Raw genomic sequence first — 25,706 nt, 5'->3', positions numbered from 1 at the left:
TTATTCCTTCTCGGCTGGGCCGCTGCCATTGATGGCCGACTGCAATGTTGTTTGGGCGATCCAGAAATCGCGCTGGGTCTCGATGGCGCTGTTCACGCTGGCAACTTGCTCGCGCGCATCGGCCAGCAGTTCGAACACGCTGGCCAGCATGCCGTTGTAGCGCAGCAATACTTCATGCGAGATCGTCTTGCGCAGCGGCACGACTTCATCGCGGTAGTGGCGCGCCAGGTCGTAGGCTGTGCGGTAGCTCGAATACGCCTCGCGCACCTCCGAGCGGGCCCGCACGGCCGTGCCCGCCGTGAGCTGCAGCGACTGCTCGTACATCGCTTGCGCCTTGGCGTTGCGCGCCGAACCCCAGTCGAACAGGGGCAATTCCAGCGACACTTCGTAGCCGTTTTCGCGCGGCGCCTCGCTGCTGCTCTTGTTGGCATAGCCCACGTCGAGCACGTTGATGAAACCCGTCACCTTGGCCAGGCCCAGCGCGCTGGCCGTGGCGTGCGCGTCGAGTTTGCTTATCTGCACGTCGAGCCGCTGTTCCATCGCTTGCGCCTCGATATTGCCTGCCTCAGCCGCCTGGGCCGGCAAATCGGGCAAGCGCGACGGCAAAGTAAAGCTGGTCTGCTTGCCCCACAGGCCAAGCAGGCGCGTCAGGTGCTCGCGCGTGGCCGTGGCCTGGTGGCGCGCGCGGGCCAGGTCGCCGACGGCGTCCGCGTAAAACACTTGCTGGCGCGCCTGGTCGAGACGGCTCCAGTTGCCCGCCTGTTGCAAGCGCGTGGCCAGTTCGGCACCCGCCTCGGCCGACAGCAGCGCGCGCTGCATGAAAGCTTCCGTCTGCACGGCGGCCACGGCATTGAAATAGGCGCGGCGCGTGTCCGACGCCAGCTGCACGGCGCTGCTGGCGGCTTGCAGCTTGGCTTGCTCGAAACGGCCCCGCTCGATATTGACGCGCATCGGCATGGTCAGCAGGCCGGCCAGGTCGAAACTGACGCCCCGGTCGATTTCATTGCCATGGCTGCCATGCGAGCGGCCGAATGACAGGCCAGGATTGCGCAAGCGCCCCGCCTGTACCAGATCCGCTTCGGACGCGCCCAGTTCGGCCAGCGCCACTTTCATGCCGTGGTTGTTCATCAGGGCGATGCGCACGGCGCTGTCGGCGTCCAGGGGCTGGGCCAGCAAGGCAGCCAGCTTTTCCTCGCCGCCCTTGTCGGCCAACGCTGCGGGAGCGCCCGTGCGGGCGTCGGCCAGCGCGGACACCGCCTGCGTGCCACCATCCTGGCTGAAGCTGGCGCAGCCACTCAGCAGCAAGATTGCCGCCAGCGCCAGCGGCGTCAGGCAAGTTGATTTTGTGAAGCGGGCCATGTCAATGTCCTTCATGCTGATGTTGCTGATGTTGCTGGTGTTGCGGGGTGGGCTGGGCGGCCGGCTGCGCATCCGGCTTGGGCATGCCATGCTGCATCGGCATCTTGTGGCCGTCCATCTTCATCATGCCCATGTGGCCGCCGGCCTTGCCAACCTTGTCGTTGACGGCGCGCCAGGTCTGGTCGGGCGTGGCCTCTTCCTCGGCGGCAGGACGGTAGCCGGTGTAGGCGGAGCGGTAAGTGGTGGCCGGAACGGATGCTTGCGCCTCTTGCGGGGCGGACGGGGATTGCGCTGCGGCGGCCAGCGGCAGTACAGCCAGCGCGAGGCTGAACAGGTGTTTCATGGTATTCCTTGAAGATCAGGGTATGGCGCGGCGGGCGCGCGACTGGAACGCTGGCGCGGCCGCTGCAACGTGCGGGGACGTGCGACGGCAGCACCACCAGGTTCAACGGGCGGTCAGGCGGAGCGCGTGCTTCTCGGGGGACGTTCTGGACCAGGCGGAATATGCCCGGCGAACAGGGAATCGGGCGCCAGCGCCGGAGGCGGCGCGCGCAGGGTCAAGGCGTGCAAGGCGGGCATGCCGGGCGGCGCCGTGGCGCCCACGGTACACGCGCCATGGTTGCTGCAATCGTGGCCGTGATGCGTGACGCCGACATCGTCCATGGCCATTTTCATCGGCTGGTCCGCCATCTGCATATCGGCCATGTCGCCCATATCGTGGCACTGGGGTGCCTGCGCTGCCACCACGGTGACCGTCACCGCCAGCTCGTCCACGCAGCAGCTGCGCATGGCCGACGCAAAGCCCTGCATGGGCAGCGTGACGGCCAGCAGCCAGAGCAGCGAGCGGGCGAGAAAGCGGGAAAAGGCACGGTTCATGACACAACTATAAACCTTCCCACATGAGGAAGGTCAAGCCCCTATTTGCGCCGGCAGCCGTGCGTCAGCCAGATGACGTAGACGCCGTAGTAGCCCTGCCCTTCGAATATGAGCTGGCCGTCGGCAAATGAGACTGTCTCCACTTTATTGACGATGAAATACGCGCGGTTGTCCGCCGCCTCCACGTCGCCCCAGTAGCGTGGAACCTGGCTCCGGTAGCCGCTGGCTCGCCCGATCGCGTCCATCAAATCGCTGATCATGAAGTCGTACAGCATGTCGGCCAGCAACGGCCGGTGGCCCGCCAGCATGGCCGTGATGTCGGGATAGCCGGCCTGCATCAGTTCCGGCAAGTCGCTTTCCTCGTCCTGCAGGTCATCCTCGCGGCAGGTCTGGATAAAACTGTTGAACGGCTCGTCGAGCAGGCCCGCCAGCGCCGTTTCCGGCACGCTCAGGCGAAACGGGTGCAGCGGCAGCACACTGTGCTGGCCATAGTTGAGTCCGCGGCAGCCCAGATAGGCCAGCGGGTGCGGCTGTCCATCGACTTCGCAGCGGATGCCCGGTGATTGCTCAAACGTCATCAATATCCAATCCTGCCATGCCTGTTGTCCTCGTTGTGCGTTTCAGTGCCACATGGTAAGCGCTGGCGGGCACCCCGGACAGGCTCAGATGCGACAGAAAACAACGGATCAGTTTATCAGGCAGGCTCCGTGATGCCCACGCAATTGCGCCCGTTTTCCTTGGCCACGTACAGGGCCGCATCGGCGGCGCGCAGCACGGCGTCCGCACCGCCCACCTTGCCCGCTTCCTGTTCCGACGACACGACGCCCAGCGATACCGTGACAAAGCCCGCACCGGGAATCACGGCAGCGGCCACCTTGGCGCGCAAGCGCTCGGCCACCTGCATGGCCACGTCCAGGTCGGCATCGGGCAGCAGCATGATGAATTCATCGCCGCCATTGCGGCACAGCACGTCGGCATCGCGCGAACAGGCGCGCATCAGCTGGGCCAGGCGCAGGATGACTTCGTCGCCCACGGCATGGCCCCAGCGGTCGTTGACCTGCTTGAAATGGTCGATGTCGATGGCGATGACGGAAAACGGCCGCGCCTGCGCCTGCCACGCATCGAGCGCCGCCGCCATGCCGCGCCGGTTCGACAGGCCCGTCAGCGGGTCCGTCTGCACGTCGGTCTTCAGCTTGCCGATCTTGTTCTGCAACAATGCCAAGCCCTTGAGCAAGGCCCTCTTGATCTGCGCCGCCTCCACATACCACGAGCGGATGGCGGCGATATGCTCGGCCGTTCCTGGCGCATCCATGCGCCGCGCACCTTCGGCCAGTTGCACCAGGGGCCGCGAAATCAGGCTGGCCAGCCACCAGATGAATGGCAGGCTCAGCAAGGCGATCGGCAGCGAATGCCATACTGTATTGGCCATCAGCTGGTTCAGCGGGGCCAGGGTCATGGCCGTCGGGCGCTGCGCCACGATGCCCCAGCCCGTCGATGGCATGATGGCATAGCCGGCCAGCATGTCCACGCCCAGGCTGTTGTGCATGCGCCGGTTGCCGCCGCCCTGCTGCGCGATGATGGCGTCGATGACGTGATTGCTGCCGGCCACGTCGCCCAGGCGCTCGGGGTCCGGGTGGTACAGCAGGCGCCGGTTCTGATCGACCACGTACAGGTAGGAGCCGTCGCGGTAGTAATGCTGGCCCAGCATGGTGTACAGGATGTTTTTCTGTTTCAGGTAGATGCTGCCGCCCACATAGCCCAGATAGCGGCCATCCTTGCCCAGGATGGGATGCGAAATGAAGACCACCAGGTTGCCGGCCGACGACACGTAGGGCTGCGTCACCAGCGGGCGCCGCTCGCGCAGCGCCTGGATGGCACCGACGGAATCGAGCGTGCGGTTTTTCAGGGCCAGGGTTTCCGGCGACACGCCCAGCACCTTGCCCCGGGCATCGACGATGAGCACGGAATTGAAGCTGTTCGTCTGCAGGCGCAGGCGCTGCGCCTCATCCGTCAGCCATTGCTCGTCGCCCAGGCGCGAGGCCAGGCTGCCGGCGCTGTAGGCCAGTTGCTGGCGCGCCGACTGCAGGAAGTCCTCGGCCGTGCTGGCCAGCTTGCTGGCATACGCGTGGTTCGCTTCCAGCGTGGTGTCGATCAACAGCTGGCGCTGCACGCTGTAGCTGGCATAAAACGTATTGACCAGGGACACCAGGGCGCTGGCAAAGGCCACGAGCACGATCAAGCGGCGCAAATTCATGCGCAGAACAGGTTTAGTCCGCATGGGTCGACAAGAAAAAGTATTGCGCTAAAGAAAGAGCGCATTATACCGAGACACCCGTGCCAATATTGAAATCTTGGCATCAATGGTCAAAGAATGTGTACAAGCGGCAACGCAGAGCGCTGCCGCCTTGATTTGCCTCAAGCGTGGATGGCGTGCTTGCGGACCCAGTCCGTGTAACGCTGCATCCAGCCCTGGAAGAAACCGAGGCTGGCCGGGCCGATGCCGCCATGCTCGTCAAACAGGCCTTCCTTGGCCTGGATAAACATTTCAGGCTGTCCCAGCAGCGGCACGTCCAGGTAAGCCAGGATATTGCGCAAATGCTGCTGCGCCAGGGCCGTGCCCGTGGCGCCGACGGAAACGCCGAGCACGGCGCCCGGCTTGCCGCCCCACACGCTCTGGCCATACGGGCGCGAGCCGTGGTCGAGGGCGTTTTTCAGCACGCCGGGAATCGAGCGGTTGTATTCGGGGGTGAGAAACAGCAAGGCTTGCGATGCAGAAATGTCGGATTTGAGACGCAGCACCTGCTCGGACTGCGCGCCATCGTCATCCTGGTTGTACAGCGGCAAATCGCCAATCTCGATATGCTTGAAGGAAAACTCGGGCGGCGCCAGCTTGATGATGGCGTCGGCCAGCTTGCGGTTGAAGGAATCCTTGCGCAGGCTGCCGACGATGATTGCGACTTGATATTGGCTCATATAAATCCCCGATAACGGTTAAAAGAAAGCCCTGGAGTGAAGCTCACACCAGGGCTATCTTGCCACACAATCATCGGATTTGCGCTGTTTAGCGTGCGGCTTGGGCAAGACCCTGATACTCGCGGTAATAGCGTCCGCCCAGGTTCGTCAGCACCTCATAGCCGATGGTATTGGCCATGGCCGCCACGGCGTCGACCGGGTGGTCGGCGCAGATCAGGTCGACCAGACTGCCTGGCACGACGCGGTCGCCGGCGATGGCGCTCACGTCGAGGGTGATGGAATCCATCGAGATGGCGCCGATCTGCGGCACTTTCACGCCGTCGACGATGGCCAGGCCCTGGTTGCTCATGCTGCGCAGCCAGCCATCGGCGTAGCCGACGGACACCGTCGCCACCTGGCGCTGCTCGCTGGCCGTGTAGCGGCGGCTGTAGCCCACATGGTCACCGGCAGCAATCGTGCGCGTCTGCATGACCTTGCCTTGCAGGCGCACCACGGAGCGCAGGGGATTCGGCTCGCCGCCCTGCGGCCCGATGCCGTACAGGGCAGCGCCCGGGCGCACCAGGTCGAAGTGGTAGTCGGGAGACAGGAAAGTGCCCGAGGAATTGGCCAGGCTGGCGCGGTATTGCGGCAGGCGGGCGCGGATGGCGATGAAACGGGCCAGTTGCTCGCCATTCATGGGGTTGCTGCGCTCGTCGGCGCAGGCCAGGTGGCTCATCAGGTAGCGCACCTTGATGCCGTCGAGAAAGTGCGGGTCCAGCAGCCAGGCGTCGATTTCCTGCGGCGACAAGCCCATGCGCGACATGCCCGTGTCGACCTGCACGATGGCGTCCAGGGTGGTGCCCAGCGCCTTGGCGTGCAGGCGCCAGCCCGCCACCTGCGGCTCGCTGTTGAGCACGGGTATCAGGTCGTGGGCCGTGAACTCGCCTTCCGTGCCGACGGGCGGGCCGTGCAGCACGAAGATGGCCGCGTCGGGCGCCACGTGCGGGCGCAGGCTGATGCCCTCTTCCAGGTGGGCGACGAAGAAATGGCGGCACCCCTCTTCATACAGGGCAGCGCCCACTTGCGCGGCGCCCAGGCCATATGCGTCGGATTTGACGACGGCCGAACAGGCAGCCGGATGCGCCTTGTCACGCAGCAAGCGGTAGTTGGCGCGCACTGCGTCCAGGTCCACCGTCAGGATGGCGCCGCTACGTTCCTTGGGAGGCATGCTGGCCCCCATCTCAAGCCACCGCGTGTTGCAGTTTGCCCTGGCCCTGCGCGCCGCTGTAGCGGCTGACGGACAGGTCGTCGGCCAGAATCGCCGGCTGTTTCGACGACATCAGGTCGGCCAGCAATTGCGCCGAGCCGCAGGACATGGTCCAGCCCAGGGTGCCGTGGCCCGTGTTGAGGAACAGGTTGCGCAGCGGCGTGCGGCCGACGATCGGCGTGCCGTCCGGCGTCATCGGGCGCAAACCCGTCCAGAAAGTCGCTTCGGCCGTGTTGCCGCCGCCGGGGAACAGGTCGTTGACGACCATTTCCAGGGTTTCGCGGCGGCGCGGGTTCAAGTTCAGGTTGTAGCCGGCGATTTCCGCCATGCCGCCCACGCGGATGCGGTCATCAAAACGCGTCACGGCAATTTTATAGGTTTCATCGAGGATGGTCGACACGGGCGCCTTGGCCGCGTTGACGATAGGCACGGTGATCGAGTAACCCTTCAGCGGATACACGGGAATGTCGAGCAGCGGCTTCATGAAGCCCGTCGAGTAGGAACCGAGCGCCACGACATAGGAATCAGCCTTGACGATTTCCGCGCCGCATTGCACGCCAGCAATTTCGTCGCCCTGGGTCAGCAAGGCATCGATGGACACGCCGTAGCGGAACTTCACGCCCAGCGCCTCGGCCATCTCGGACAGGCGCGTGGTAAACAGCTGGCAATCGCCCGTTTCATCGTTGGGCAGGCGCAAGCCGCCGAACAGCTTATCCTTGACCGCTTCGAGGGCCGGCTCGGCGCGCGACAGCTCGTCGCGCTGCAACACTTCATACGGTACGCCCGCGTCTTTCAATACTTCGATATCCTTGGCGGCATCGTTGTATTGCTTTTCCGTGCGGAACAATTGCATCGTGCCTTGCTGGCGGCCTTCATACGTGATGCCCGCCTCGGCGCGCAGCACCTTGAAGCAGTCGCGGCTGTATTCGGCCAGGCGCACCATGCGTTCCTTGTTCACGGCATACGCTTCCGGTGTGCAATTACGCAACATCTGCCACATCCATTTGAGCTGGGCGGCGCTGCCGTCGAGCGAGATGGCCAGGGGCGCGTGGCGCTGCATCATCCACTTCACGGCTTTCAGGGGAATGCCGGGCGCAGCCCATGGCGAAGCGTAGCCGGGCGAGATTTGCCCCGCATTCGCGAAGCTGGTTTCCAGTGCCGGGCCCGGCTGGCGGTCGATGACGGTCACCTCATGTCCTGCCTTGGCCAGATAGTAAGCACTGGTGACGCCGATGACGCCGCTACCCAGAATCACAATACGCATAGTTTCCTCATTATATTTTTTTAGGCTGACGCCAGATTAACCGCTATCATATTGGGAAAGAGCCAGTATTTGTTCACGTATAAATCGAGATATTCAGCAATAAATCATGAGAATCCTTAAAGAATCGGCACGTGGCCTCGACAAGCTGGATCGCCACATCCTGCGCATCCTGCAACAGGATGGCCGCATCTCGATGAAAGACCTGGGCGAACAGGTGGGACTGTCCATCACGCCCTGCATCGAGCGGGTCAAGCGCATGGAGCGCGACGGCGTCATCACGGGCTACCACGCCAAGGTGAACCCGGCCGCGCTGGGCGCCAAACTGCTGGTCTTTGTGGAGATTACGCTGAATCAAAAATCCGCGTCCGCCTTCGAGCAATTCCGCCGCGAAGTGCTGCAAATTCCCGAAGTGCAGGAATGCCACCTGGTATCGGGCGACTTCGATTACCTGATCAAGGCGCGCATCCATGAGATGGCCGAGTACCGCAAGCTGCTGGGCGACATGCTGCTGCAGCTGCCCGGCGCCGCGCAATCGAAAAGCTATGTGGTGATGGAAGAAATCAAGGAAACCCTGGCGCTGTCGACCGACGTATTGCAGAGCCGATAAAAGTACCGCCTGCCGGCACCAAAGGCATCGTCTTGTGCGCCTTTGTATAATCTTGTAGCACATTCGGGGCCACGCAAGCACACTCCTGTCCTGACATCACGCCCGTCCCCTCTGAGATTGGAAGCAGTGATGCACACTGGGAGTCCGTATGAACACATTGATAAAACTGGCAGCTTCCTGCCTCGCGGGCCTGGCCGTGGCCATGTGCACCGCCAGTGAATACAAGGTCAACCGCGCGCCGGACAATGGCGCCATCTATCAAAACATCAAGGTGGGCAAGACCACCCGCCTCGACCTCGACGCGGCCCTGGGCAACGCCACCGTCGTCAGCTTCGATCCCGGCTATGAGGTCTGGGTCTACAAGAACCAGTTGCAAGCACCCAAGATGACGCGCCTGATCCCCCTGCTGGGAGAAAAAGGCACGCGCGAGGTGGCCGTCATGTTCGACCAGGCAGGCATCGTCCGGAAATTCCGGATACACGAGCCGCGCAAGTAGCGCCCATGCTGGCTATACTGGCTGCTGGCTGCGGCGTCCCGCCGCCCGCCACCCAGCAAGGAGTTTGCATGCGCCTGCCCCTGATCGCTCCGCAAGACCTGACACAAGAACAGAAGCCGCTGTATGACGATATGCGCAAAGGCATCAGCAGCAATTTCAACGATTTCATCGCCGTGCGCGAAGACGGCGCCCTGATGGGGCCGTGGAATCCATGGCTGCACGAACCGGCCATCGGCAAGGCCATCTGGAACCTCACCCTGGCCATGACAGCCAACGCCACCTTGCCCGACAACGTGCGCCAGATTGCCATCCTGGTGGTCGGCGCGCGCTACAACGCCGCCTATGAACTCTACGCCCACATCGCCGTCGCGGAGCGCGAAGGCATGCCGGCCGAGCGCCTGGCCACCCTGGTGGCCCACGTCAAGCCGGCCGACCTGGACAAGCACGAAAGCATCGCCTACGACCTGGCCTACGCGCTTAGCGGCGGCGGCACCTTGCCGGAGCCGCTGTACCGGCTGGCACTGACCACCTTTGGCCAGCACGGCACCAACGAGCTGATCTACCTGGTGGGCCTGTACGCGCTGGTCTCGACCACCTTGAACGGCTTCAACGTGCCGGTGCCGGAACGCGACTGAAAACCCCTGCCCCTGCCGATCAAGCCGTCGCCGCATTGGCTGCACGCTGCGGCCGGTGCGCCGCGGCGCATGCCGCCACGCCTGCCAACAACAGCAGGGTGGCAGCCGCCTCGGCCAGCGTGGGCCAGCGCTGCTCCCACAAGTAGCCGTACAGCAAGGCAAACAGGAATTCAAAGACGATCATCTGCCCCATCAGGGTCAGCGGCAAGACGCGGCTGGCATGGTTCCACAGCCCATTGCCGACGACGGAACACAGCAGCGCGACACCCGTGGCGACGCCGGCAAACTGCAGCCAGGCCGTGCCGCCATGCGTACCAGGTGCGGCAAGCGCGACAGGAATGGCCAGCAGCAGCGCGGCAGCGCCCGTGACCACGCCCGTCAGCAAATTCCACTCCTGCGCCGAGACCGAGCGCAACCGCCCCAGCCAGCGGCTGTTGCCCACCGCATACACCGTCCACGACAGCAGCGCCGCCAGCGCGCACAACAGCCCCAGCAGGGAAGCGTGTCCCGGATGCGCCAGCGACTGCCAGCTGATGCAGGCCAGCCCGCCCGCGCTCAGCAGCAGTGAAGGGATCAGTTTGCGCAGCGGCACGGCATGCCGGTCGCGGCTGCCCACGAGTGTGACGACCAGCGGCAGCAAGCCGATCACCATCGACGTCATGGCCACGCCGCCCGTCTGCACGGCGCTGGCCAGCAGCACGTAATACACGATATTGCCTGTCAGGCTGAGCCAGATCAGCCCGCGCCATTCGCGCCACGTAAGGGTGCGCAGCAGACGCCGCCACGACGGTGCGACCAGCACGGCCGCGATCAGGCCGTACGCCAGGTAGCGCCCCACGGACAGTTCCAGCGGCTGGAAGGCGGGGATCAGCGCCGGCGCCAGGAACACCAGCCCCCACAGTGCGCCTGCGGCGATGCCCGCCAGCATGCCCAGCCGGCTCTTGTTTTCTTGATGCATGGTCAATCTCCTGAAAAGGAGATTGTGGCAAGTCTGCCGCGTCCGATCTTGGCGCCAGCTACTGCCTTGTTGACCATTTCTCCCATTTATCGCGACATGCGCGCCGGTAGGCCGCTGGCGTGACATCCATGCTGTCGCGCATGGCGCGCGTCAATGCGCTCTGCTCGGAAAAGCCGGCCGCCAGCGCGATTTCGGCAAGGCCGGCATCGCTGGCGGCAAGCAAGTCGCAGGCGCGTCCGAGGCGCTGCTGCAACAGCCAGGCATGCGGACTGATATCCATTTCCTCGCGGAACAGCGCGTGCAGGCGGCTGACGCTGAGGCTGGCAAAGCGCGCCATCGACGCCGTCGACCACGGCAATCCCGGTTCGGCTTGCACACGGGCAATCAACGCACCCAGGCGCGAACGCGCTTGCGGCTCGCCCAGCAGCAAGGTATCGAGCAGCAGCGGCGTCCAGCCCGTGACGATGGCCGGCGTCAGCGCCTGCTGCTGCGCCATGACGCCCAGGTAGTCAATCAGCTTGCGGGCGCCCAGCCCGATCGCCGTATAGGGACGCTCCAGCAGGCGCTGCCAGCTGCCCGTGGCCAAGGCGGCCGCGTCCACATCGACGATGATGGAATGGTTGGCCACCCGGCTATGCTGGGCATGCCAAGTGTGCGCCGGGATCACCACGCCCAGCTGCGTATCGACTTTCCCCTCCCTGCCGTCGATTTCCAGCAACAGCTGGCCGTGCACGGGCAGCACGAGTTGCACGAAATCATGCCGGTTCGGCGCGCCGATTTCCGCATAGCTGCGAAAGCTGAGGTCGATGGCAGAGTGGGGGGTGCTGGACATGGCGAGGCCGCCTGGGCGAAGAATCCCCTATTTTATCAGTTCGCTCATTGCTTGCAGGCCGCGCGATACGTGCGCCCGGCGCCGCCCGCTTGCCCTACACTGGCGTTTTATCCTCCCTTACCTCCATGCAACGACCTGCAAACCTCATCCATATTTCCGCGGAACAAGACTGGCAACACGCGACAGCATATCCACCGCTAGGCTTCACCCCGTTTTCCGAAGGCGCGCTGGGTAATGGTGACACTTTCGGCCTGTACTGGCCCATCGGCCGCGAAGCGTCCGAGCCGATCGTCGTCGAGACGTGGCACGACGAGTGGCGTATCCAGCCGCACTTTTCCAGTCTGGCGGCGTTCCTGAAAGCCTACGCGGCAGCGGAAGATGAGTATGTGGGCACGCCATCGCTGGCCGACGACCCCGCCTCGCCGCGCGCCGCGTTTCTGGCAGCCAAGGAACAGATTGCCCAGCGCAACCCGGACGCGGCCATCGCCCTGCTGGAAGCGGCGCTGGCCATCGTGCCCGAGTATACGGACGCGCTGGTGCTGCTGCATGGCCAGTATGTGCGCGCGGGAAGAATCGATGCCGCCGTCAAGGTGGCCATCCAGGCCATCATCTCGCCGCCGTCCTTTGGCGGCCCGCCCCTGAAAGCCTTGCAATGGCTGCGCGCGCAGCCGGTGCCGGACGAGGAAATTGACCCCATCTGGCGCACCTGCGGGCAATTGTCGTTCCACTTTGGCGGCAGCAAGGACAATGCCGATTACCCCGTGCTAATGGCCGCCATCGCCACCTACCTGGCGCAAGACAACCATGTTGGCGCCTCGACCCTGATGCAAACGTATGCCGAATTGATGAGCGCAGAAACCGTGTCCTTCCAGGAACGCTACGGCTTCGATGCCACTGCTTTCGTCGGGCGGCAAATCGCCGTCAGCGCGATGCTGCCCCAGGGCAGCCGCGACCCTGCCACGCTATGGTCCAACGACCTGGCCTAGCTGCCGGAACAGCTTGCGATACGCCGAGGGCGACGTCTGCAGATTCGCCCGGAAATGCTGACGCAGCGACAATGCCGTGCCGAAGCCGGCCTCTTGCGCCACGACATCGATCGAGGCCGCGCTTTTTTCCAGCATGCCTTGCGCATGCGCAAGGCGCTGGTTCAGCAGCCATTGCTTGAACGACGTACCCGTCGCCTGGCGAAAGTGGCGCGTAAAATTGCGCCGGCTCATGGCGGCCTGTTCGGCCAGCGCGTCGATGCTGTGCGCCTTGCCCAGGCTGGCTGTCACGCTGGCCAGCACGTCGGCAAAGCGCCCTTCGCTGCCGGACACGGGCAGCGGACGCGCGATGAATTGCGCCTGCCCGCCCTGGCGGTGCGGCGCCACCAGCAGGCGGCGCGCCACCCGGTTCGCCACTTCGGCGCCCGCCAGTTGGCGCAGCAGGTACAGGCAGCAATCGAGGCCGGCTGCCACGCCGGCCGACGTGAGTACTCCGCCATCGTCCACGTACAGCACTTCGCGGTCCACCCTGACCTTGGGATAGCGGGCCGCCAGCCTCTCCGCCATGCCCCAGTGCGTGGCTGCGCTCTTGCCATCCAACAAGCCCGCCTGCGCCAAAGGAAATGCGCCCAGGCACAGGCCCACCATGCGTGCGCCGCGCCGGCTCGCTGACTGCAGGGCCTCGACCAGGGCAGCCGCCGCGGCGCGGCAATCGTCGTGCCAGGCCGGCATGATGACGATATCGGCCCCGTCCAATCCTTCCAGGCCGAACTCGGGCGTGATGCCGAAGCCGGCCGCCGTACGCAAGGGCGCGGGGTCGGCGGCGCAGACGCGCACGTGGAAAGGCGGCAGATCGGCCTCGTCCGTCTGGGCGCCAAACACGAGGCAAGGCACGGACAGGTGAAATGGCGTCATGCCGTCGAAGGCGATCACGGCAATTGTCAGGGTGGTGGCAGGAATAGCAGGCATGGCAGGCATGGCCCGATTTTATCGCATACAGGCCTTCGGGCCACTTTTTATTTGCAACGCGCGGCTTGACAATGGCTGTATCGGGGAAGTCCTTCCTCTTTCAACCATTCAGGAGTCACGCATGTCCAACACTACCGCACCACGCCGCGCCCTGCTCGTCATCGATGTACAAAATGAATACTTTACGGGCGACATGCCCATCGAATATCCGTCCGTCGACATCTCGCTGCCGAATATCGTCACCGCCATGGCTGCCGCCCGCGCCGCCGGCGTGCCCGTCATCGTCGTCCAGCACGACGCGCCGGAAGCCTCGCCCATCTTCGCCAAGGGCAGCGACGGCTGGCAACTGCATCCGCAAGTGGCAGCGTTTGCCGCCGACCACCGCATCAACAAGAGCATGGGCAGCGCCTTTGCGGACACGGATCTGCGCGCCTGGCTGGACGGCCACGGCATCGACACCCTGACGGTGATCGGCTACATGACGCACAACTGCGACGCGGCCACCATCTACCATGCCGCGCACGACGGCTTGCAAGTCGAGTTCCTGCAGGACGCCACCGGCACCCTGCCCTACGCCAACGCGGGCGGCACGGCCAGCGCCGAGGAAATCCACCGCGTCTTCAGCGCCGTCTTCCATTCGAACTTCGCCGCCGTCGCCAGCACGCAAGACTGGCTCAATGCCGTGCGCGAGGGCAAGCCGCTGGAAATAGACAATATTTATCTGTCGAACCAGCGCGCGCGCAAGGCGCAGGCGAACTGACGCGGACGGGAATGGACGGGTATCATGCGTCCATTCCCTATTTGATGATGAACGATGCGAAAAATAACTGTGCTCGGTTCAAGCGCTGTTGGCTTGTTCCTGCTGGCCACGGCCGCCCTGGTGCTCGATGGACTCAACGACAAGCCGGCCCCCGCCGACGTGATCGTCGTGCCGGGCAATACGATCTTGCCTGACGGCACGCCCAGCCCCCGCCTGCAGGCGCGGCTCGACGCGGCGCTGAAACAGTTTCAGGAGCGCAGGGCGCCGCGCATCCTCGTCAGCGGGGCGACGGGCAAGGAAGGTTTTGACGAGGCCGCGTCCATGGCCCGCTACCTGCAGTCGCGCGGCGTGCCTGCCAGCGCCATCCTTGAGGATCATCAAGGCTGGACCACGGACGCCACGGCCCGCAACGCGGCACTTCTCATGCACCAGCACGGCTGGAAGACAGCCATGGTCGCCACGCAATATTTTCATGTACCGCGCTTCCGGCTGGCTTTGGAGCGGGCCGGCATCACCGTCAGCGGCCAGGTGCACGCGCCCTACTTCGAGCTGCGCGACCTGTACTCGGTACCGCGCGAAACGGTAGGTTACGCCGTGTATTTCATGCGCCATTGATACCAGTTCACTCGCTCCAGTCGCGCGAGCGTTCCACGGCCCGCTGCCATTTGTGCAGCCGCGTCAGGCGTTCGTCGGCCGCCATGGCAGGTTCGAAACGGCGTCCCACTTGCCACTGGGCGGCGATTTCTTCCTGCGACTTCCAGAATCCCACGGCCAGACCCGCCAGGTAGGCGGCGCCCAGGGCTGTCGTTTCCGTCACCACGGGGCGCACCACGGGCACATTCAAGATGTCTGCCTGGAACTGCATCAGCATGTCGTTGCGGGCCGCGCCGCCGTCGACGCGTAATTCGGATAACGCGATGCCCGCGTCGTCCTGCATGGCGGACAACACATCGACGTTCTGATACGCCACGCCTTCCAGTGCCGCGCGCGCGATATGCGCCTTGCCCGTGCCGCGCGTGATGCCGATCAGGGTGCCCCGTGCATACGGGTCCCAGTACGGCGCGCCCAGACCCGCGAACGCGGGCACGAAGACCAGGCCGCCCGAATCGGGCACGCTGGTGGCCAGCGCTTCCACTTCGGACGAGTCGCGGATGATGCCGATGCCGTCGCGCATCCATTGCACGGCCGCGCCCGCGATAAAGGCGCTGCCTTCGAGCAAATAGTCGGTTTGATTTGCATCAGGACCCAGGCTCCAGCCCACCGTCGTCAACAGCCGGTTTTTCGAGGGCAAAGGGCGCTTGCCCACGTTCATCAGCATGAAGCAGCCAGTGCCGTAGGTATTCTTGGCCATGCCCGGCTTCAGGCATGCCTGGCCGAACGTGGCCGCCTGCTGGTCGCCCGCGATGCCGGCGATCGGCACGGAGACGCCCAGCAGGTCAGTGTGCGTGTGTGTGGCCACGCCGCTCGATGGCACGACGTCGGGCAGCAGGGAGGCGGGAATGTCGAGCAGCGCCAGCAGATCCGTGTCCCATTGCAGGGTGTGGATATTGAACAGCATGGTGCGCGCCGCGTTGCTCGTGTCCGTCAAGTGGGCGCCGCTCATCTTGTAGATCAGCCAGCTGTCGACGGTGCCGAAGGCCAGCTCGCCCCGCTCGGCGCGCGCGCGGGCGCCGGCCACGTTGTCAAGCAGCCATTTCAATTTGGTGGCGGAAAAATAGGCGTCCAGCACGAGGCCCGTCTTTTTCTGGATCAAGTCCGCCTTGCCCTGCTCGACCAGTTGCTCGCAATAAGCCGCGTTTCTGCGGTCTTGCCAGACGATGGCGTTGGCGACGGGTTTGCCCGTGGCACGGTCCCACAGGACCGTCGTTTCGCGCTGGTTGGTCACGCCGATAGCGGCCACGTCGGATGCGGCCACGCCGCTGTCGCGCAGCACCTGCTGCAGCACGCCCTCTTGCGAGGCCCAGATTTCGTTCGCGTCATGCTCGACCCAGCCCGGCTGCGGGAAAATCTGGCGAAATTCGCGCTGCGCGCTGGCGTGCGGCCGCCCCGCATGGTCGAACAGGATGGCGCGCGAACTGGTGGTGCCCTGATCTAAAGCAAGTATGTATTTGGTCATGGTCTGGTAATGCAAGCATCGGGTAAAAACAGGCACGGAACCATCAAGCTCCGTGCCTCGGGACAGCGGCGGCAGTTTACCTTACCTTGCCTTCTTTCCAAGCCTGCAATAATTTATCGTAGGCAATCGTTTCACCCTTCGGTTTTTCATTCGCCAGCTTTTTCCATGGGGCGTGCTGGTCCGACAGATACTGGTTCGGATCAACTTTCGGATTAAGCTTGGGCGCGCACGCCTTCATGCCGGCCCGCTGCAGGCGCGCCATGACCTGGTCCATTTCCTCGGCCAGGTTATCCATGGCGGCCTGCGGCGTTTTTTCCGCCGTGATGGCCGTGGCCACGTTCTTCCACCACAGCTGCGCCAGCTTCGGATAGTCGGGCACGTTGTTGCCCGTCGGCGTCCACGCCACTCTGGCGGGGCTGCGGTAGAACTCGATCAAGCCGCCGTACTCGTTCGCGTGCTTCGTAAAATAATCGTGGCGGATGTCGGAATCGCGGATGAAGGTCAGGCCGACGATCGATTTCTTCAGCGACACGGTTTTCGACGTGACGAATTGCGCGTACAGCCAGGCCGCCGCCTTGCGGTCGTCCGGCGTGGACTTGAACAGGAACCAGGAACCGACGTCCTGGTAGCCGTTCTGCATGCCCTCTTTCCAGTACGGACCGTGCGGCGACGGCGCCATGCGCCATTTCGGCGTGCCATCCTTGTTGACCACTGGCAAACCCGGTTTCGTCATGCCGGCCGTAAACGCCGTGTACCAGAAAATTTGCTGGGCGATTTCGCCCTGCGCCGGCACGGGGCCCGATTCCGAGAAATTCATGCCGTTCGCTTGCGGCGGCGCGTATTTCTTCATCCAGTCGATGTATTTCGTCAGCGCAAACACGGCCGCCGGCGAATTGGTGGCGCCGCCGCGCGACATCGAGGCGCCCACGGGCGTGCACTTGTCGGCCGCCACCTTGATGCCCCACTCGTCCACGGGCATGCCGTTCGGAATGCCCTTGTCGGCTGCGCCAGCCATCGACAGCCACGCATCCGTGAAGCGCCAGCCCAGGGACGGATCTTTCTTGCCGTAATCCATGTGGCCATAGACTTTCTTGCCGTCCAGTTCCTTCACGTCATTCGTGAAGAAATCGGCGATGTCTTCATAGGCGGACCAGTTCTGCGGCACGCCCAGCTCGTAGCCATACTTGGCCTTGAACTTGGCTTGCAAATCCTTGCGCGCGAACCAGTCGGCGCGGAACCAGTACAGGTTGGCGAATTGCTGGTCGGGCAGCTGGTACACCTTGCCATCGGGCGCCGTGGTAAAGCTGATGCCGATGAAATCCTTCAGGTCCAGGCCGGGATTGGTGAATTCCTTGCCCTTGGCGGCCATGTAATCGGACAGCGGCTCGACGGCGCCATAGCGGTAATGCGTGCCGATCAAATCGGAATCGGAAATCCAGCCGTCATAGATGCTCTTGCCGGACTGCATCGAGGTCTGCAGCTTTTCCACCACGTCGCCTTCCTGGATGATATCGTGGCGCACCTTGATGCCCGTGATTTCCTCGAAGGCCTTGGCCAGCGTCTTCGATTCGTAGACGTGGGTGTCGATGGTTTCCGAGACCACGGAAATTTCCTTGATGCCCTTGGCTTTCAGCTTGGCCGCCGCATCGATGAACCACTTCATTTCAGCAAGCTGTTGCTGCTTGCTCAGGCTGGATGGCTGGAATTCCTTGTCGATCCAGGTTTGCGCCTGCTTGGCGTCGGCCAGGGCCGCATTCGACACGAGCATGGCCGCAGCCGCGAAGACCGTGAACTTCAATTTCATCGTGAATCTCCTTTTTAGTTGTCATCTGGCCTGCGATAGCGGGCCAGTGTTCTCATCTACGACTTATCCCCAACGCATTACCACTAACAACACTACAAAACTGATGCCGGCACCAATCGCCTGCTGCATTTCCGTAAAACCCGCCCACGCCAGATTCACATACGCCGCCGTCAGCAAGCCGATGAACAGGCGGTCGCCGCGCGTGGTCGGCATGGGCAAGAAGCCCTTGCGCTCAATGCTGGGCGAACGGATTTGCCACACCGTCATGCCGGCCAGCATCAAGCCGATGCAAATGAAGAAGATGGCCACTTCCGGCGTCCAGGCCATCCAGCCGAACAGGCTGGCTGTGCTATCGGTATTTTCCATGTCACACCCTCCCCATCGCGAAACCTTTGGCAATGTAATGCCGCACGAACCAGATCACCAGCGCGCCGGGCACAATGGTCAGCACCCCGGCCGCCGCCAGCACGCCCCAGTCCATGCCGGCCGCCGACACCGTGCGCGTCATGGTGGCGGCAATCGGCTTGGCATTGACGGAAGTCAAGGTGCGCGCCAATAACAGTTCCACCCAGCTGAACATGAAGCAGAAGAAGGCCGTCACGCCCACGCCCGACTTGATCATCGGCAAGAAAATGCGGATGAAGAAGCGGGGGAAACTGTAGCCGTCGATATACGCCGTCTCGTCGATTTCCTTCGGCACGCCGGACATGAAGCCTTCCAGTATCCACACGGCCAGCGGCACGTTGAAGACCATGTGCGCCAGCGCCACGGCCAAATGCGTATCCATCAGGCCCACCGTCGAGTACAGCTGGAAGAAGGGCACGAGGAAAACGGCGGGTGGCGTCATGCGGTTGGTCAAGAGCCAGAAGAACAGGTGTTTATCGCCGACAAAGTTGTAGCGCGAGAAAGCATACGCGGCCGGCAAGGCGACCGTGACCGACATGACCATGTTCAAGGCCACGTAAATCATGGAATTGATGTAGCCGCTGTACCAGGACCGGTCGGTAAAAATCGTGTGATAGTTGGCGAACGTCAATTGCTGGGGCCACAGGCTCAGCACGCCCACGATTTCCTCGTTGGTCTTGAGCGACATGTTGAGCATCCAGTAGATGGGCAACAGCGAGCCCAGCAGGAAGACGACGAGGATGGCGCTGCTCATTTTCTTGTGCATCATTTCTGGTCTCCCGTGCCGACGCGCTGCATCCACGTGTACAGCACAAAGCAGAACAGCAGGATGATGAGGAAATAGATCAGGGAAAACGCGGACGCCGGCCCCAGGTCGAACTGACCCACGGCCTTTTGCGTCAGGTATTGCGACAGGAACGTGGTGGCATTGCCCGGCCCGCCCCCCGTCAGCACGAATGGTTCCGTATAGATCATGAAACTGTCCATGAAGCGCAGCAACACCGCGATCATCAGCACATTGCGCAGTTTTGGCAGCTGGATGTAGCGGAACACGGCCAGGCGCGAGGCGCCGTCGATGCGGGCCGCCTGGTAATACGCGTCGGGAATGGCGCGCAAGCCCGCATAGCACAGCAGCACAACCAGGGGCGTCCAGTGCCAGATATCCATCACCATCACCGTCAGCCACGCATCGAGCGAATTGCCGTTGTAATTGTAGTCAAAGCCCAGCTGGTTCAAGGTGTAGCCCATCAGGCCGATGTCGCCGCGGCCAAAGATTTGCCAGATGGTGCCCACGACGTTCCAGGGAATCAAGAGGGGCAGCGCGATCAGCACCAAGGCGAGGGACGCCTTCCAGCCATCGGCCGGCATGCACAGGGCGATCAAAATGCCCAGCGGAATCTGGATCGCCAGCACGGAACCGGAAAACAGCAATTGGCGCAGCAAGGCGCTGTGCAAGTCGCCGTCCAGCATGACCATGCGGAACCACTCGGTACCCACGAACACCTTTTGCGTGGGGCTCAGGATATCCTGCACGGAATAGTTCACCACCGTCATCAGGGGCAGGATGGCGGAAAAGGCCACGCACAGCAGCACGGGCAGGATCAGTAGCCAGGCGCGGCGGTTGTTATCGGTTTTACCGTTATGTATCATCAGGCCACCCGCTTATCGTTGACATAGAACAAGGTGCGTTGCGGCGGAAAGCGCAGCCGCACAGCATCTCCTGCGACGGCATCGATGGCACGCAGCTTGGCCGCCACCGTCGCGCTACCCAGCTGGAATTCCGCCAGGTAATGCGTGCCCATGTTGCGCACGGCCGTGACCGTGGCGTCCAGGCAATGGTCGCCATGGTCGCCATGGTCGCCACCCTCGCCCGCCTGCACGCATTCGACGAATTCCGGCCGCACGCCCACCGTGATTTTCCCTTGCGCGCCAGACAGCGCCGCGCGGGCGGCAGCGGACACGGCGAGCAGCTGCCCCGCCAGGCGCACGCCGCCATCGTCCAGGGTGCAATCGAGCAAGTTCATGCCCGGATTGCCGATGAAATAGCCGACAAAGGTGTGTTCCGGTTCCTCGAACAGCGCTTGCGCACTGCCCGTCTGCACCACTTCGCCTTGGGTCATGACGACCACCTGGTCGGCGAAGGTCAGCGCTTCCACCTGGTCGTGCGTGACGTAGATCAAGGACAATTTTAGTTCGTGGTGGATTTCCTTCAATTTTCTGCGTAGCAACCATTTCAAATGCGGGTCGATCACCGTCAGCGGTTCGTCGAACAGCACGGCCGCCACGTCCGGGCGCACGAGGCCGCGGCCCAGCGAAATCTTTTGCTTGGCGTCCACGGACAAACCGCTGGCGCGCAGTTTCAGGTCGCCCGTCAATTCCAGCATCTGCGCCACTTGCTGCACGCGCTTTTTCACCTCGATCTCTTTCCAGCCGCGATTGCGCAGCGGAAACGCCAGATTGTCATGCACGGTCATGGTGTCGTAAATGACGGGAAACTGGAACACTTGCGCGATATTGCGTGCTTCCGTGGGCAGCTGCGTCACATCCTTGCCGTCGAACAGCACCTTGCCATGCGACGGTTTCACCAGGCCGGAGATAATGTTGAGCAAGGTCGTCTTGCCGCAGCCGGACGGCCCCAGCAAGGCGTAGGCGCCGCCGTCATGCCATTCCATGCTCATGGGCCGCAGCGCATAGTCGGCCGGTGCGGAAGGATTGGGTTTGTAGGCGTGGGCCAGGTCGACCAGTTCGATGCGCGCCATGTCACACCCCTCCTTGCACAGGAGCAAACAGCAGCCCGCCGTCTTGCGCGAAGATCAGCAAGGCGTGCGGCTGGCAATACACGGTGCAGGCGCTGCCGATTTCCAGGTTGTGCACGCCACCGAGCTGCGCCACCAGCGCCAGGTCGCCACGGCGCGCATGCACATAGGTTTCCGAACCGCTGATTTCCGCCAGGTCCACCTGTGCCGCGATGGGCACGTCGCCATCGGACTGCGGCGACAGATGCAGGCTGTGTGCGCGCACGCCGAGGATCACCTCCGTGCTGTCGCCCAGGCGGGCGCGCTGTGCGCCGCTCAGGTGTATCGACAGGCCGTCGGCCGCCTGCGCCACGCCGTGCGCATCCACGCGCGCGGGGATCAGGTTGATGGGCGGGTCGCTGAAGGTGCGCGCCACGTCGATGGAGTTGGGGGCGTTGAAGACGTCCAGGGTCGGCCCCTGCTGCAGCAAGCGTCCCTCGTGCAGCACGGCCACGTGGCCGCCCAGCTGCAGCGCTTCCAGCGGTTCCGTGGTCGCATACACGACCGTCGTGCTGCCGCTGGAAAACAGTTCCGTCAATTCGCGGCGCAATTCCTCGCGCAGTTTGTAGTCGAGATTCACCAAAGGTTCGTCAAGCAGCAGCAGGGACGCATCCTTGATCAGCGCGCGCCCCAGCGCCGTGCGCTGCTGCTGTCCGCCGGACAATTCTCCGGGCGTGCGCTGCAGGTAGGGCGTGATGTGCAGGCGCTCGGCCAGCGCCAGCACCTTGGTGCGTATCTGTTCCTCGGGTTCCTTGCGCAAGCGCAAGGGCGAAGCGATATTGTCGTAGACGGTGAAGGCCGGATAGTTGATGAATTGCTGGTACACCATGGCCAGGTTGCGTTTGCTGACGGGCACGCCCGTCACATCGACGCCATCGGCCGTCACGGTGCCCCCGCTGGGCTTGTCCAGGCCCGCCATCACGCGCATCAGGGTCGTCTTGCCGGCACGCGTGGTGCCCAGCAAGACGTTGATGGCGCCCGGCACCAAGGCCAGCGACATCGGATATAAAAAGTCGTCAGCCCCCTGCTTCCTGCTGATCTTGTCCAGTACCAGTTGCACGCGCTTCTCCTCCAGTGATGGTTTCTTATTTTTCGCCGCACCCTCTGCGGGGCGCGGTCGCCTACGTTTTATGCTTACGGCAAAGGGTGTTGCAACAGCCAGGCATCGAGCCTGTCCGCCGTCTCGCGCGGCAGGTGCAGGCCCAGCTTCGAGCGCCGCCACAGGATGTCGGCCGCGCTGACGGCCCATTCATGGCGCCGCACATAGTCAACTTCCGCCGCGTACAGGCCGGCGGCGATTTCCTCACCCATGGCCGCCACGTCCGCCCGCCCGGCGAGCAGCACGTGGATGCGCGTGCCGTAGGCGCGTGCATAGCGCGCCACCAGCCCCGCCGGCAGCCACGCATACTCACGCTGCAAGCCTTGCACGAACTGGCCGAACTCGCGCACGGACCGGTTCTGCGGCACGGCGCCATACACGTCGCCGCCAGGCAGGCAGGCGCTGGCTGTCCAGGCCGGCAGCGTATTGCCCAGCAAGGGCGCCAGCATGTCCATCGCTTCCTCGGCCAGCTTGCGAAACGTGGTGATCTTGCCGCCGAAAACACTCAGCAGCGGCGCACCTTCCCGGTCCAGCTCGAAGCGGTAATCGCGCGTGACGGCCTTGGCGTCGGCCGCCGCGTCTTCCACCAGCGGACGCACGCCCGCATACGTCCACACCACATCGGCCGGCAAGATTGGCTTGCTGAAATAGTAACTGGAAAGCTCGCACAAGTAACGAATTTCCTCGTCGTCGATTTCCACCTTGCCACGGTCGCCTTGGTAGTCGAGGTCGGTGGTGCCGATCAGGGTGAAATCATGCTCATACGGAATGGCAAACACGATGCGCCCGTCCGGATGCTGGAAGATGTAGGCGTGATCATGCGCGAACAGGCGCTTGACGACGATATGGCTGCCCTTGATCAGGCGCAAATGGCGGCCCTGTCCACCGGGCGCCGCCTGCTGCAGAAACTCGGCCGTCCACGGCCCGGCCGCATTGACGACGCTGCGCGCCCGCACGGTCGTCTGCCTGCCGTTGGCGTGCTGCAAGGTCGCCAGCCAAGCGTCACCTTCGCGCGCCAGCATAGTGCAGCGCGTCTGCGTCAGCACGTGCGCGCCCTTGTCCGCCGCGTCGATGGCGTTGAGCACCACCAGGCGCGCATCGTCGACCCAGCCGTCGGAATACACGAAGCCGCGCTTGAACTCGGGTTTTAACGGTTGTCCGGCCGCGTGGCGGGTCAGGTCGATGCCGCTGGAGGCCGGCAGGATTTCCCGCTTCGCCAGCATGTCGTAAAGGAACAGGCCGGCGCGTATCAGCCAGGCCGGGCGCTGGCCCTTGGCGTGCGGCATGACGAAGCGCAGCGGCCACATGATGTGCGGCGCCGAGCGCAGCAGCACTTCGCGCTCGATCAGCGCCTTGCGCACGAGGCCGAATTCATAGTATTCGAGGTAGCGCAGGCCGCCGTGTATCAGCTTGGTGGAGGCCGACGAGGTATGCGCTGCCAGGTCATCCTTTTCGCACAGCAACACGGACAGGCCCCGGCCCGCCGCGTCGCGCGCGATGCCGGCGCCATTGATGCCGCCACCGACCACCAGCACATCGCATGCCATCGCTGTCTCCACACCTTGCTGTGCTGCGGCCATCGGGACTCCGTGTCTGTCGGGGGAAAGGCTGGCGAGGAAAGACTAGGCATCGCCGGCGACTGTCGTTAAGATCAATACAGATGTAATTCGAATGTAATATGGATAAGATACGCCAGATTGCGAATCGATAGCAACATATTTTTATCACTATTTGTTCGTTTTTGTTCGTTTGTGATTTTTAAAGAGACAAGCCCATGATTTTGAATCCCCGCCAGCGCCGCCTGCTCGAAGTGGTGCGCCAGAAGGTCACCATGTCCGTCGAAGAGCTGGCCCAGCAGCTGGACGTGACGCCGCAAACCGTGCGCCGCGATGTCAAGCAGATGGAAGAAGCGCGCCTGCTGGCCCGCTACCACGGCGGCGTCGGCTTGCCTTCGTCCGTGGAAAACATCGATTACAGCCAGCGGCAAGTGTTCAACAGCGACGCCAAGCGGCGCATCGCCGCCGCCGTCGCCGCGCAAGTGCCGCACGGCTGTTCACTGCTGATCAATATCGGCACGACGACCGAGGAAGTGGCGCGCGCGCTGGGCCGGCACACGGGCTTGCACGTGGTGACGAACAACCTGAACGTGGCCGCCATCCTGGCCGACAACGCCGCCTGCGAAGTCATCGTGGCCGGCGGCGTGGTGCGCGGGCGCGACCGCGGCATCGTCGGCGAAGCCACCATCGACTTCATCCGCCAGTTCAAGGTCGACATCGGCATCATCGGCATTTCCAGCATCGACGAAGACGGCAGCCTGCGCGACTTCGATGCGCGCGAAGTGAAGGTGGCGCAAGCCATCATCGAGCAGTCGCGCGAAGTGTGGCTGGTGGCCGACCAGCATAAATTCGGCCGCAAGGCGCTGGTGCGGCTGGCCGACCTGGCGCAAGTCGACATCTTGTTTACGGATGCGCCGCCGCCGCCCCGCTTTGCCGAAGTATTGCGCGAAGCGGGCGTGAAGGTGGTGCTGGGCTGAGCGGGCCACATTTCTGCAAGAAAACCTCGCACTGTCGCGCGGGCAATACGTCATGTGTGGGCAAGCACACAGAAATGATATGAAATATTTATCAATTCGGCAAAAATGATGTTACCATTGATGCAACAAGAGTTATTTTTTTAATCTTCCTCTCCGGCAATACGATTATTGGCTTGTTATTGCTTTTTATCTATTCAGAGCAAGAAAAAAGGAAAAACTCTTTGCCGGCAAGTGATTTCCTGTGAAAACAGTGTTAAAACTACCTCAAGCACGATGATTGTTCCCAAACAAACCACTCGACAGCAAGCGTGAAGGCCTTAACCATGCCGGCAACGCCGCCCAGTGAAGGAAAAGAAATGAGCCATAATTTTGAAACGGCCGCCATGCCGCAAGCCGCCCACCCCAACAGCCTCCCCGTCAGCGAGCTGGAAGCCCATCTCGGTTACTGGCTGCGATTCGTTTCCAACCACGTTTCCCACAGCTTCCAGAAAAAAGCCGAAGCCAATGGCGTGACGGTGTCCGAATGGGTGGTGCTGCGCGAAATGTTCCGCCTGGGCTGCACCTCGCCCACGGTGCTGGCGCAAGTGTCCGGCATGAGCAAGGGCGCCGTCTCGAAATTGATCGACCGCCTGGAAAGCAAGGGCATGGTCAGCAAGTCGATCCTGCTGGCCGACCGCCGCCAGCATTCGATCGAGCTGACCACGGAAGGCGAAGCGCTGGTGCCCGTGCTGGCCGGGATGGCCGACCAGAACGACGAGGAATTCTTCGGCAAGCTGCCGCGCCAGCTGCGCGACGACCTGCTCGAAGCGATGAAGGAAGTGGCGCGCACGCATCAGCTCAAGAGCGCGCCCCTGAATTAACTGCGCCACCGTGCGCCACAGGCGAGCCCGGGCCCCGTGACCGGCCCCGCTTGCCTGTGCAATAATAGGGCTTGCCGCTCACTCGCACAGCCCATACCGATGTAGTTTCCTTCGTCCAGCCTGTCACACTCCGTTC

The 25,706-nt window shown here is 63.2% G+C and carries 27 protein-coding genes; 8 read left to right on the top strand and 19 right to left on the bottom strand.

The window, feature by feature from the left end; all coding sequences use genetic code 11:
* The 8 genes from CSQ93_RS14690 to CSQ93_RS14655 all read right to left on the bottom strand — a co-directional run bounded on the left by CSQ93_RS14690 (position 1) and on the right by CSQ93_RS14655 (position 7,718).
* Entirely contained in the window at positions 1-1,359 is a 1,359-nt protein-coding gene (locus tag CSQ93_RS14690) for a TolC family protein (RefSeq protein WP_233516190.1), read from the bottom strand.
* 1 nt (position 1,360) lies between these two features.
* A complete protein-coding gene (locus CSQ93_RS14685) occupies positions 1,361-1,702 on the bottom strand; it encodes a hypothetical protein (protein WP_099378678.1) in 342 nt (113 codons plus the stop codon).
* Between the two features lie 113 nt (positions 1,703-1,815).
* Positions 1,816-2,235: a hypothetical protein gene (locus tag CSQ93_RS14680; RefSeq protein ID WP_099378677.1), complete on the bottom strand. Its 420-nt coding sequence runs from the start codon at positions 2,233-2,235 to the stop codon at positions 1,816-1,818.
* A gap of 41 nt (positions 2,236-2,276) precedes the next feature.
* Positions 2,277-2,813, bottom strand: a complete 537-nt coding sequence (locus tag CSQ93_RS14675) for a hypothetical protein (protein ID WP_099378676.1) — start codon at positions 2,811-2,813, stop codon at positions 2,277-2,279.
* 116 nt (positions 2,814-2,929) lie between these two features.
* The gene (locus CSQ93_RS14670; protein WP_233516189.1) at positions 2,930-4,489 is read right to left on the bottom strand and encodes a sensor domain-containing diguanylate cyclase; all 1,560 of its coding nucleotides are present in this window, start codon (positions 4,487-4,489) and stop codon (positions 2,930-2,932) included.
* A 161-nt stretch (positions 4,490-4,650) separates the two neighbouring features.
* Positions 4,651-5,208: an NADPH-dependent FMN reductase gene (locus CSQ93_RS14665; protein WP_099378674.1), complete on the bottom strand. Its 558-nt coding sequence runs from the start codon at positions 5,206-5,208 to the stop codon at positions 4,651-4,653.
* A gap of 88 nt (positions 5,209-5,296) precedes the next feature.
* Entirely contained in the window at positions 5,297-6,415 is a 1,119-nt protein-coding gene (gene alr, locus CSQ93_RS14660) for an alanine racemase (RefSeq protein ID WP_233516188.1), read from the bottom strand.
* A 13-nt stretch (positions 6,416-6,428) separates the two neighbouring features.
* A complete protein-coding gene (locus CSQ93_RS14655; RefSeq protein ID WP_099378672.1) occupies positions 6,429-7,718 on the bottom strand; it encodes a D-amino acid dehydrogenase in 1,290 nt (429 codons plus the stop codon).
* A 106-nt stretch (positions 7,719-7,824) separates the two neighbouring features.
* Here CSQ93_RS14655 and CSQ93_RS14650 point away from each other — a divergent pair, with 106 nt between their 5' ends.
* From CSQ93_RS14650 to CSQ93_RS14640, 3 genes are all read left to right on the top strand, one after another.
* A complete protein-coding gene (locus CSQ93_RS14650) occupies positions 7,825-8,325 on the top strand; it encodes an Lrp/AsnC ligand binding domain-containing protein (protein WP_034754979.1) in 501 nt (166 codons plus the stop codon).
* A gap of 148 nt (positions 8,326-8,473) precedes the next feature.
* Complete coding sequence (locus tag CSQ93_RS14645; RefSeq protein WP_099378671.1) at positions 8,474-8,821, top strand: hypothetical protein; 348 nt, start codon at positions 8,474-8,476, stop codon at positions 8,819-8,821.
* Positions 8,822-8,889: 68 nt separating this feature from the next.
* A complete protein-coding gene (locus CSQ93_RS14640) occupies positions 8,890-9,456 on the top strand; it encodes a carboxymuconolactone decarboxylase family protein (protein ID WP_099378670.1) in 567 nt (188 codons plus the stop codon).
* A 19-nt stretch (positions 9,457-9,475) separates the two neighbouring features.
* Here CSQ93_RS14640 and CSQ93_RS14635 read toward each other — a convergent pair whose 3' ends face one another.
* Both CSQ93_RS14635 and CSQ93_RS14630 read right to left on the bottom strand, forming a co-directional pair.
* The gene (locus CSQ93_RS14635; RefSeq protein WP_099378669.1) at positions 9,476-10,414 is read right to left on the bottom strand and encodes a DMT family transporter; all 939 of its coding nucleotides are present in this window, start codon (positions 10,412-10,414) and stop codon (positions 9,476-9,478) included.
* Positions 10,415-10,472: 58 nt separating this feature from the next.
* Positions 10,473-11,246 carry an AraC family transcriptional regulator gene (locus CSQ93_RS14630; RefSeq protein ID WP_099378668.1) on the bottom strand — a complete coding sequence of 258 codons (774 nt, stop codon included), beginning with the start codon at positions 11,244-11,246 and terminating at the stop codon, positions 10,473-10,475.
* Positions 11,247-11,371: 125 nt separating this feature from the next.
* On the opposite strand from CSQ93_RS14630, the gene CSQ93_RS14625 reads away from it, so the two are divergent.
* Entirely contained in the window at positions 11,372-12,232 is an 861-nt protein-coding gene (locus CSQ93_RS14625; RefSeq protein WP_099378667.1) for a tetratricopeptide repeat protein, read from the top strand.
* On the opposite strand, the gene CSQ93_RS14620 is transcribed toward CSQ93_RS14625, so the two are convergent.
* Positions 12,209-13,174 carry a GlxA family transcriptional regulator gene (locus CSQ93_RS14620; RefSeq protein ID WP_099378824.1) on the bottom strand — a complete coding sequence of 322 codons (966 nt, stop codon included), beginning with the start codon at positions 13,172-13,174 and terminating at the stop codon, positions 12,209-12,211. The genes CSQ93_RS14625 and CSQ93_RS14620 overlap by 24 nt on opposite strands.
* Before the next feature lie 145 nt (positions 13,175-13,319).
* Here CSQ93_RS14620 and CSQ93_RS14615 point away from each other — a divergent pair, with 145 nt between their 5' ends.
* Together CSQ93_RS14615 and CSQ93_RS14610 are read left to right on the top strand one after the other, a co-directional pair.
* Positions 13,320-13,958 carry a cysteine hydrolase family protein gene (locus CSQ93_RS14615; RefSeq protein WP_099378666.1) on the top strand — a complete coding sequence of 213 codons (639 nt, stop codon included), beginning with the start codon at positions 13,320-13,322 and terminating at the stop codon, positions 13,956-13,958.
* A gap of 54 nt (positions 13,959-14,012) precedes the next feature.
* Positions 14,013-14,573: a YdcF family protein gene (locus tag CSQ93_RS14610; RefSeq protein ID WP_099378665.1), complete on the top strand. Its 561-nt coding sequence runs from the start codon at positions 14,013-14,015 to the stop codon at positions 14,571-14,573.
* A gap of 7 nt (positions 14,574-14,580) precedes the next feature.
* On the opposite strand, the gene glpK is transcribed toward CSQ93_RS14610, so the two are convergent.
* The 8 genes from glpK to glpD form a co-directional block, all read right to left on the bottom strand.
* The gene (gene glpK / locus CSQ93_RS14605) at positions 14,581-16,074 is read right to left on the bottom strand and encodes a glycerol kinase GlpK (RefSeq protein ID WP_099378664.1); all 1,494 of its coding nucleotides are present in this window, start codon (positions 16,072-16,074) and stop codon (positions 14,581-14,583) included.
* Between the two features lie 76 nt (positions 16,075-16,150).
* Positions 16,151-17,878: an ABC transporter substrate-binding protein gene (locus CSQ93_RS14600; protein ID WP_034779106.1), complete on the bottom strand. Its 1,728-nt coding sequence runs from the start codon at positions 17,876-17,878 to the stop codon at positions 16,151-16,153.
* Between the two features lie 63 nt (positions 17,879-17,941).
* Positions 17,942-18,244, bottom strand: coding sequence for a DUF2160 domain-containing protein (locus CSQ93_RS14595; protein ID WP_369811512.1), 303 nt, complete (start codon positions 18,242-18,244; stop codon positions 17,942-17,944).
* Position 18,245: 1 nt separating this feature from the next.
* Positions 18,246-19,052 carry a carbohydrate ABC transporter permease gene (locus CSQ93_RS14590; RefSeq protein ID WP_099378663.1) on the bottom strand — a complete coding sequence of 269 codons (807 nt, stop codon included), beginning with the start codon at positions 19,050-19,052 and terminating at the stop codon, positions 18,246-18,248.
* A complete protein-coding gene (locus CSQ93_RS14585) occupies positions 19,049-19,933 on the bottom strand; it encodes a carbohydrate ABC transporter permease (protein ID WP_034754965.1) in 885 nt (294 codons plus the stop codon). The genes CSQ93_RS14590 and CSQ93_RS14585 overlap by 4 nt, the downstream gene beginning before the upstream one ends.
* Positions 19,933-21,042 (bottom strand): ABC transporter ATP-binding protein, encoded by a 1,110-nt coding sequence (locus CSQ93_RS14580; RefSeq protein WP_099378662.1) that lies wholly within the window; start codon positions 21,040-21,042, stop codon positions 19,933-19,935. Before CSQ93_RS14580 ends, CSQ93_RS14585 begins: the two co-directional genes overlap by 1 nt.
* A gap of 1 nt (position 21,043) precedes the next feature.
* Complete coding sequence (locus CSQ93_RS14575) at positions 21,044-22,138, bottom strand: ABC transporter ATP-binding protein (RefSeq protein WP_099378661.1); 1,095 nt, start codon at positions 22,136-22,138, stop codon at positions 21,044-21,046.
* A 74-nt stretch (positions 22,139-22,212) separates the two neighbouring features.
* Positions 22,213-23,757 carry a glycerol-3-phosphate dehydrogenase gene (glpD, locus tag CSQ93_RS14570; protein WP_233516187.1) on the bottom strand — a complete coding sequence of 515 codons (1,545 nt, stop codon included), beginning with the start codon at positions 23,755-23,757 and terminating at the stop codon, positions 22,213-22,215.
* Between the two features lie 194 nt (positions 23,758-23,951).
* On the opposite strand from glpD, the gene CSQ93_RS14565 reads away from it, so the two are divergent.
* Both CSQ93_RS14565 and CSQ93_RS14560 read left to right on the top strand, forming a co-directional pair.
* Positions 23,952-24,710 (top strand): DeoR/GlpR family DNA-binding transcription regulator, encoded by a 759-nt coding sequence (locus tag CSQ93_RS14565; protein WP_185982124.1) that lies wholly within the window; start codon positions 23,952-23,954, stop codon positions 24,708-24,710.
* A 356-nt stretch (positions 24,711-25,066) separates the two neighbouring features.
* Complete coding sequence (locus CSQ93_RS14560; RefSeq protein ID WP_099378659.1) at positions 25,067-25,570, top strand: MarR family winged helix-turn-helix transcriptional regulator; 504 nt, start codon at positions 25,067-25,069, stop codon at positions 25,568-25,570.
* Positions 25,571-25,706: the final 136 nt, after the last annotated feature.

The organism is Janthinobacterium sp. BJB426, assembly GCF_002735705.1.
Taxonomy (GTDB): Bacteria; Pseudomonadota; Gammaproteobacteria; order Burkholderiales; family Burkholderiaceae_D; genus Janthinobacterium.
Note: the sequence above shows the minus strand (reverse complement) of the source record. Positions and strands in the feature narration are given on the sequence as shown.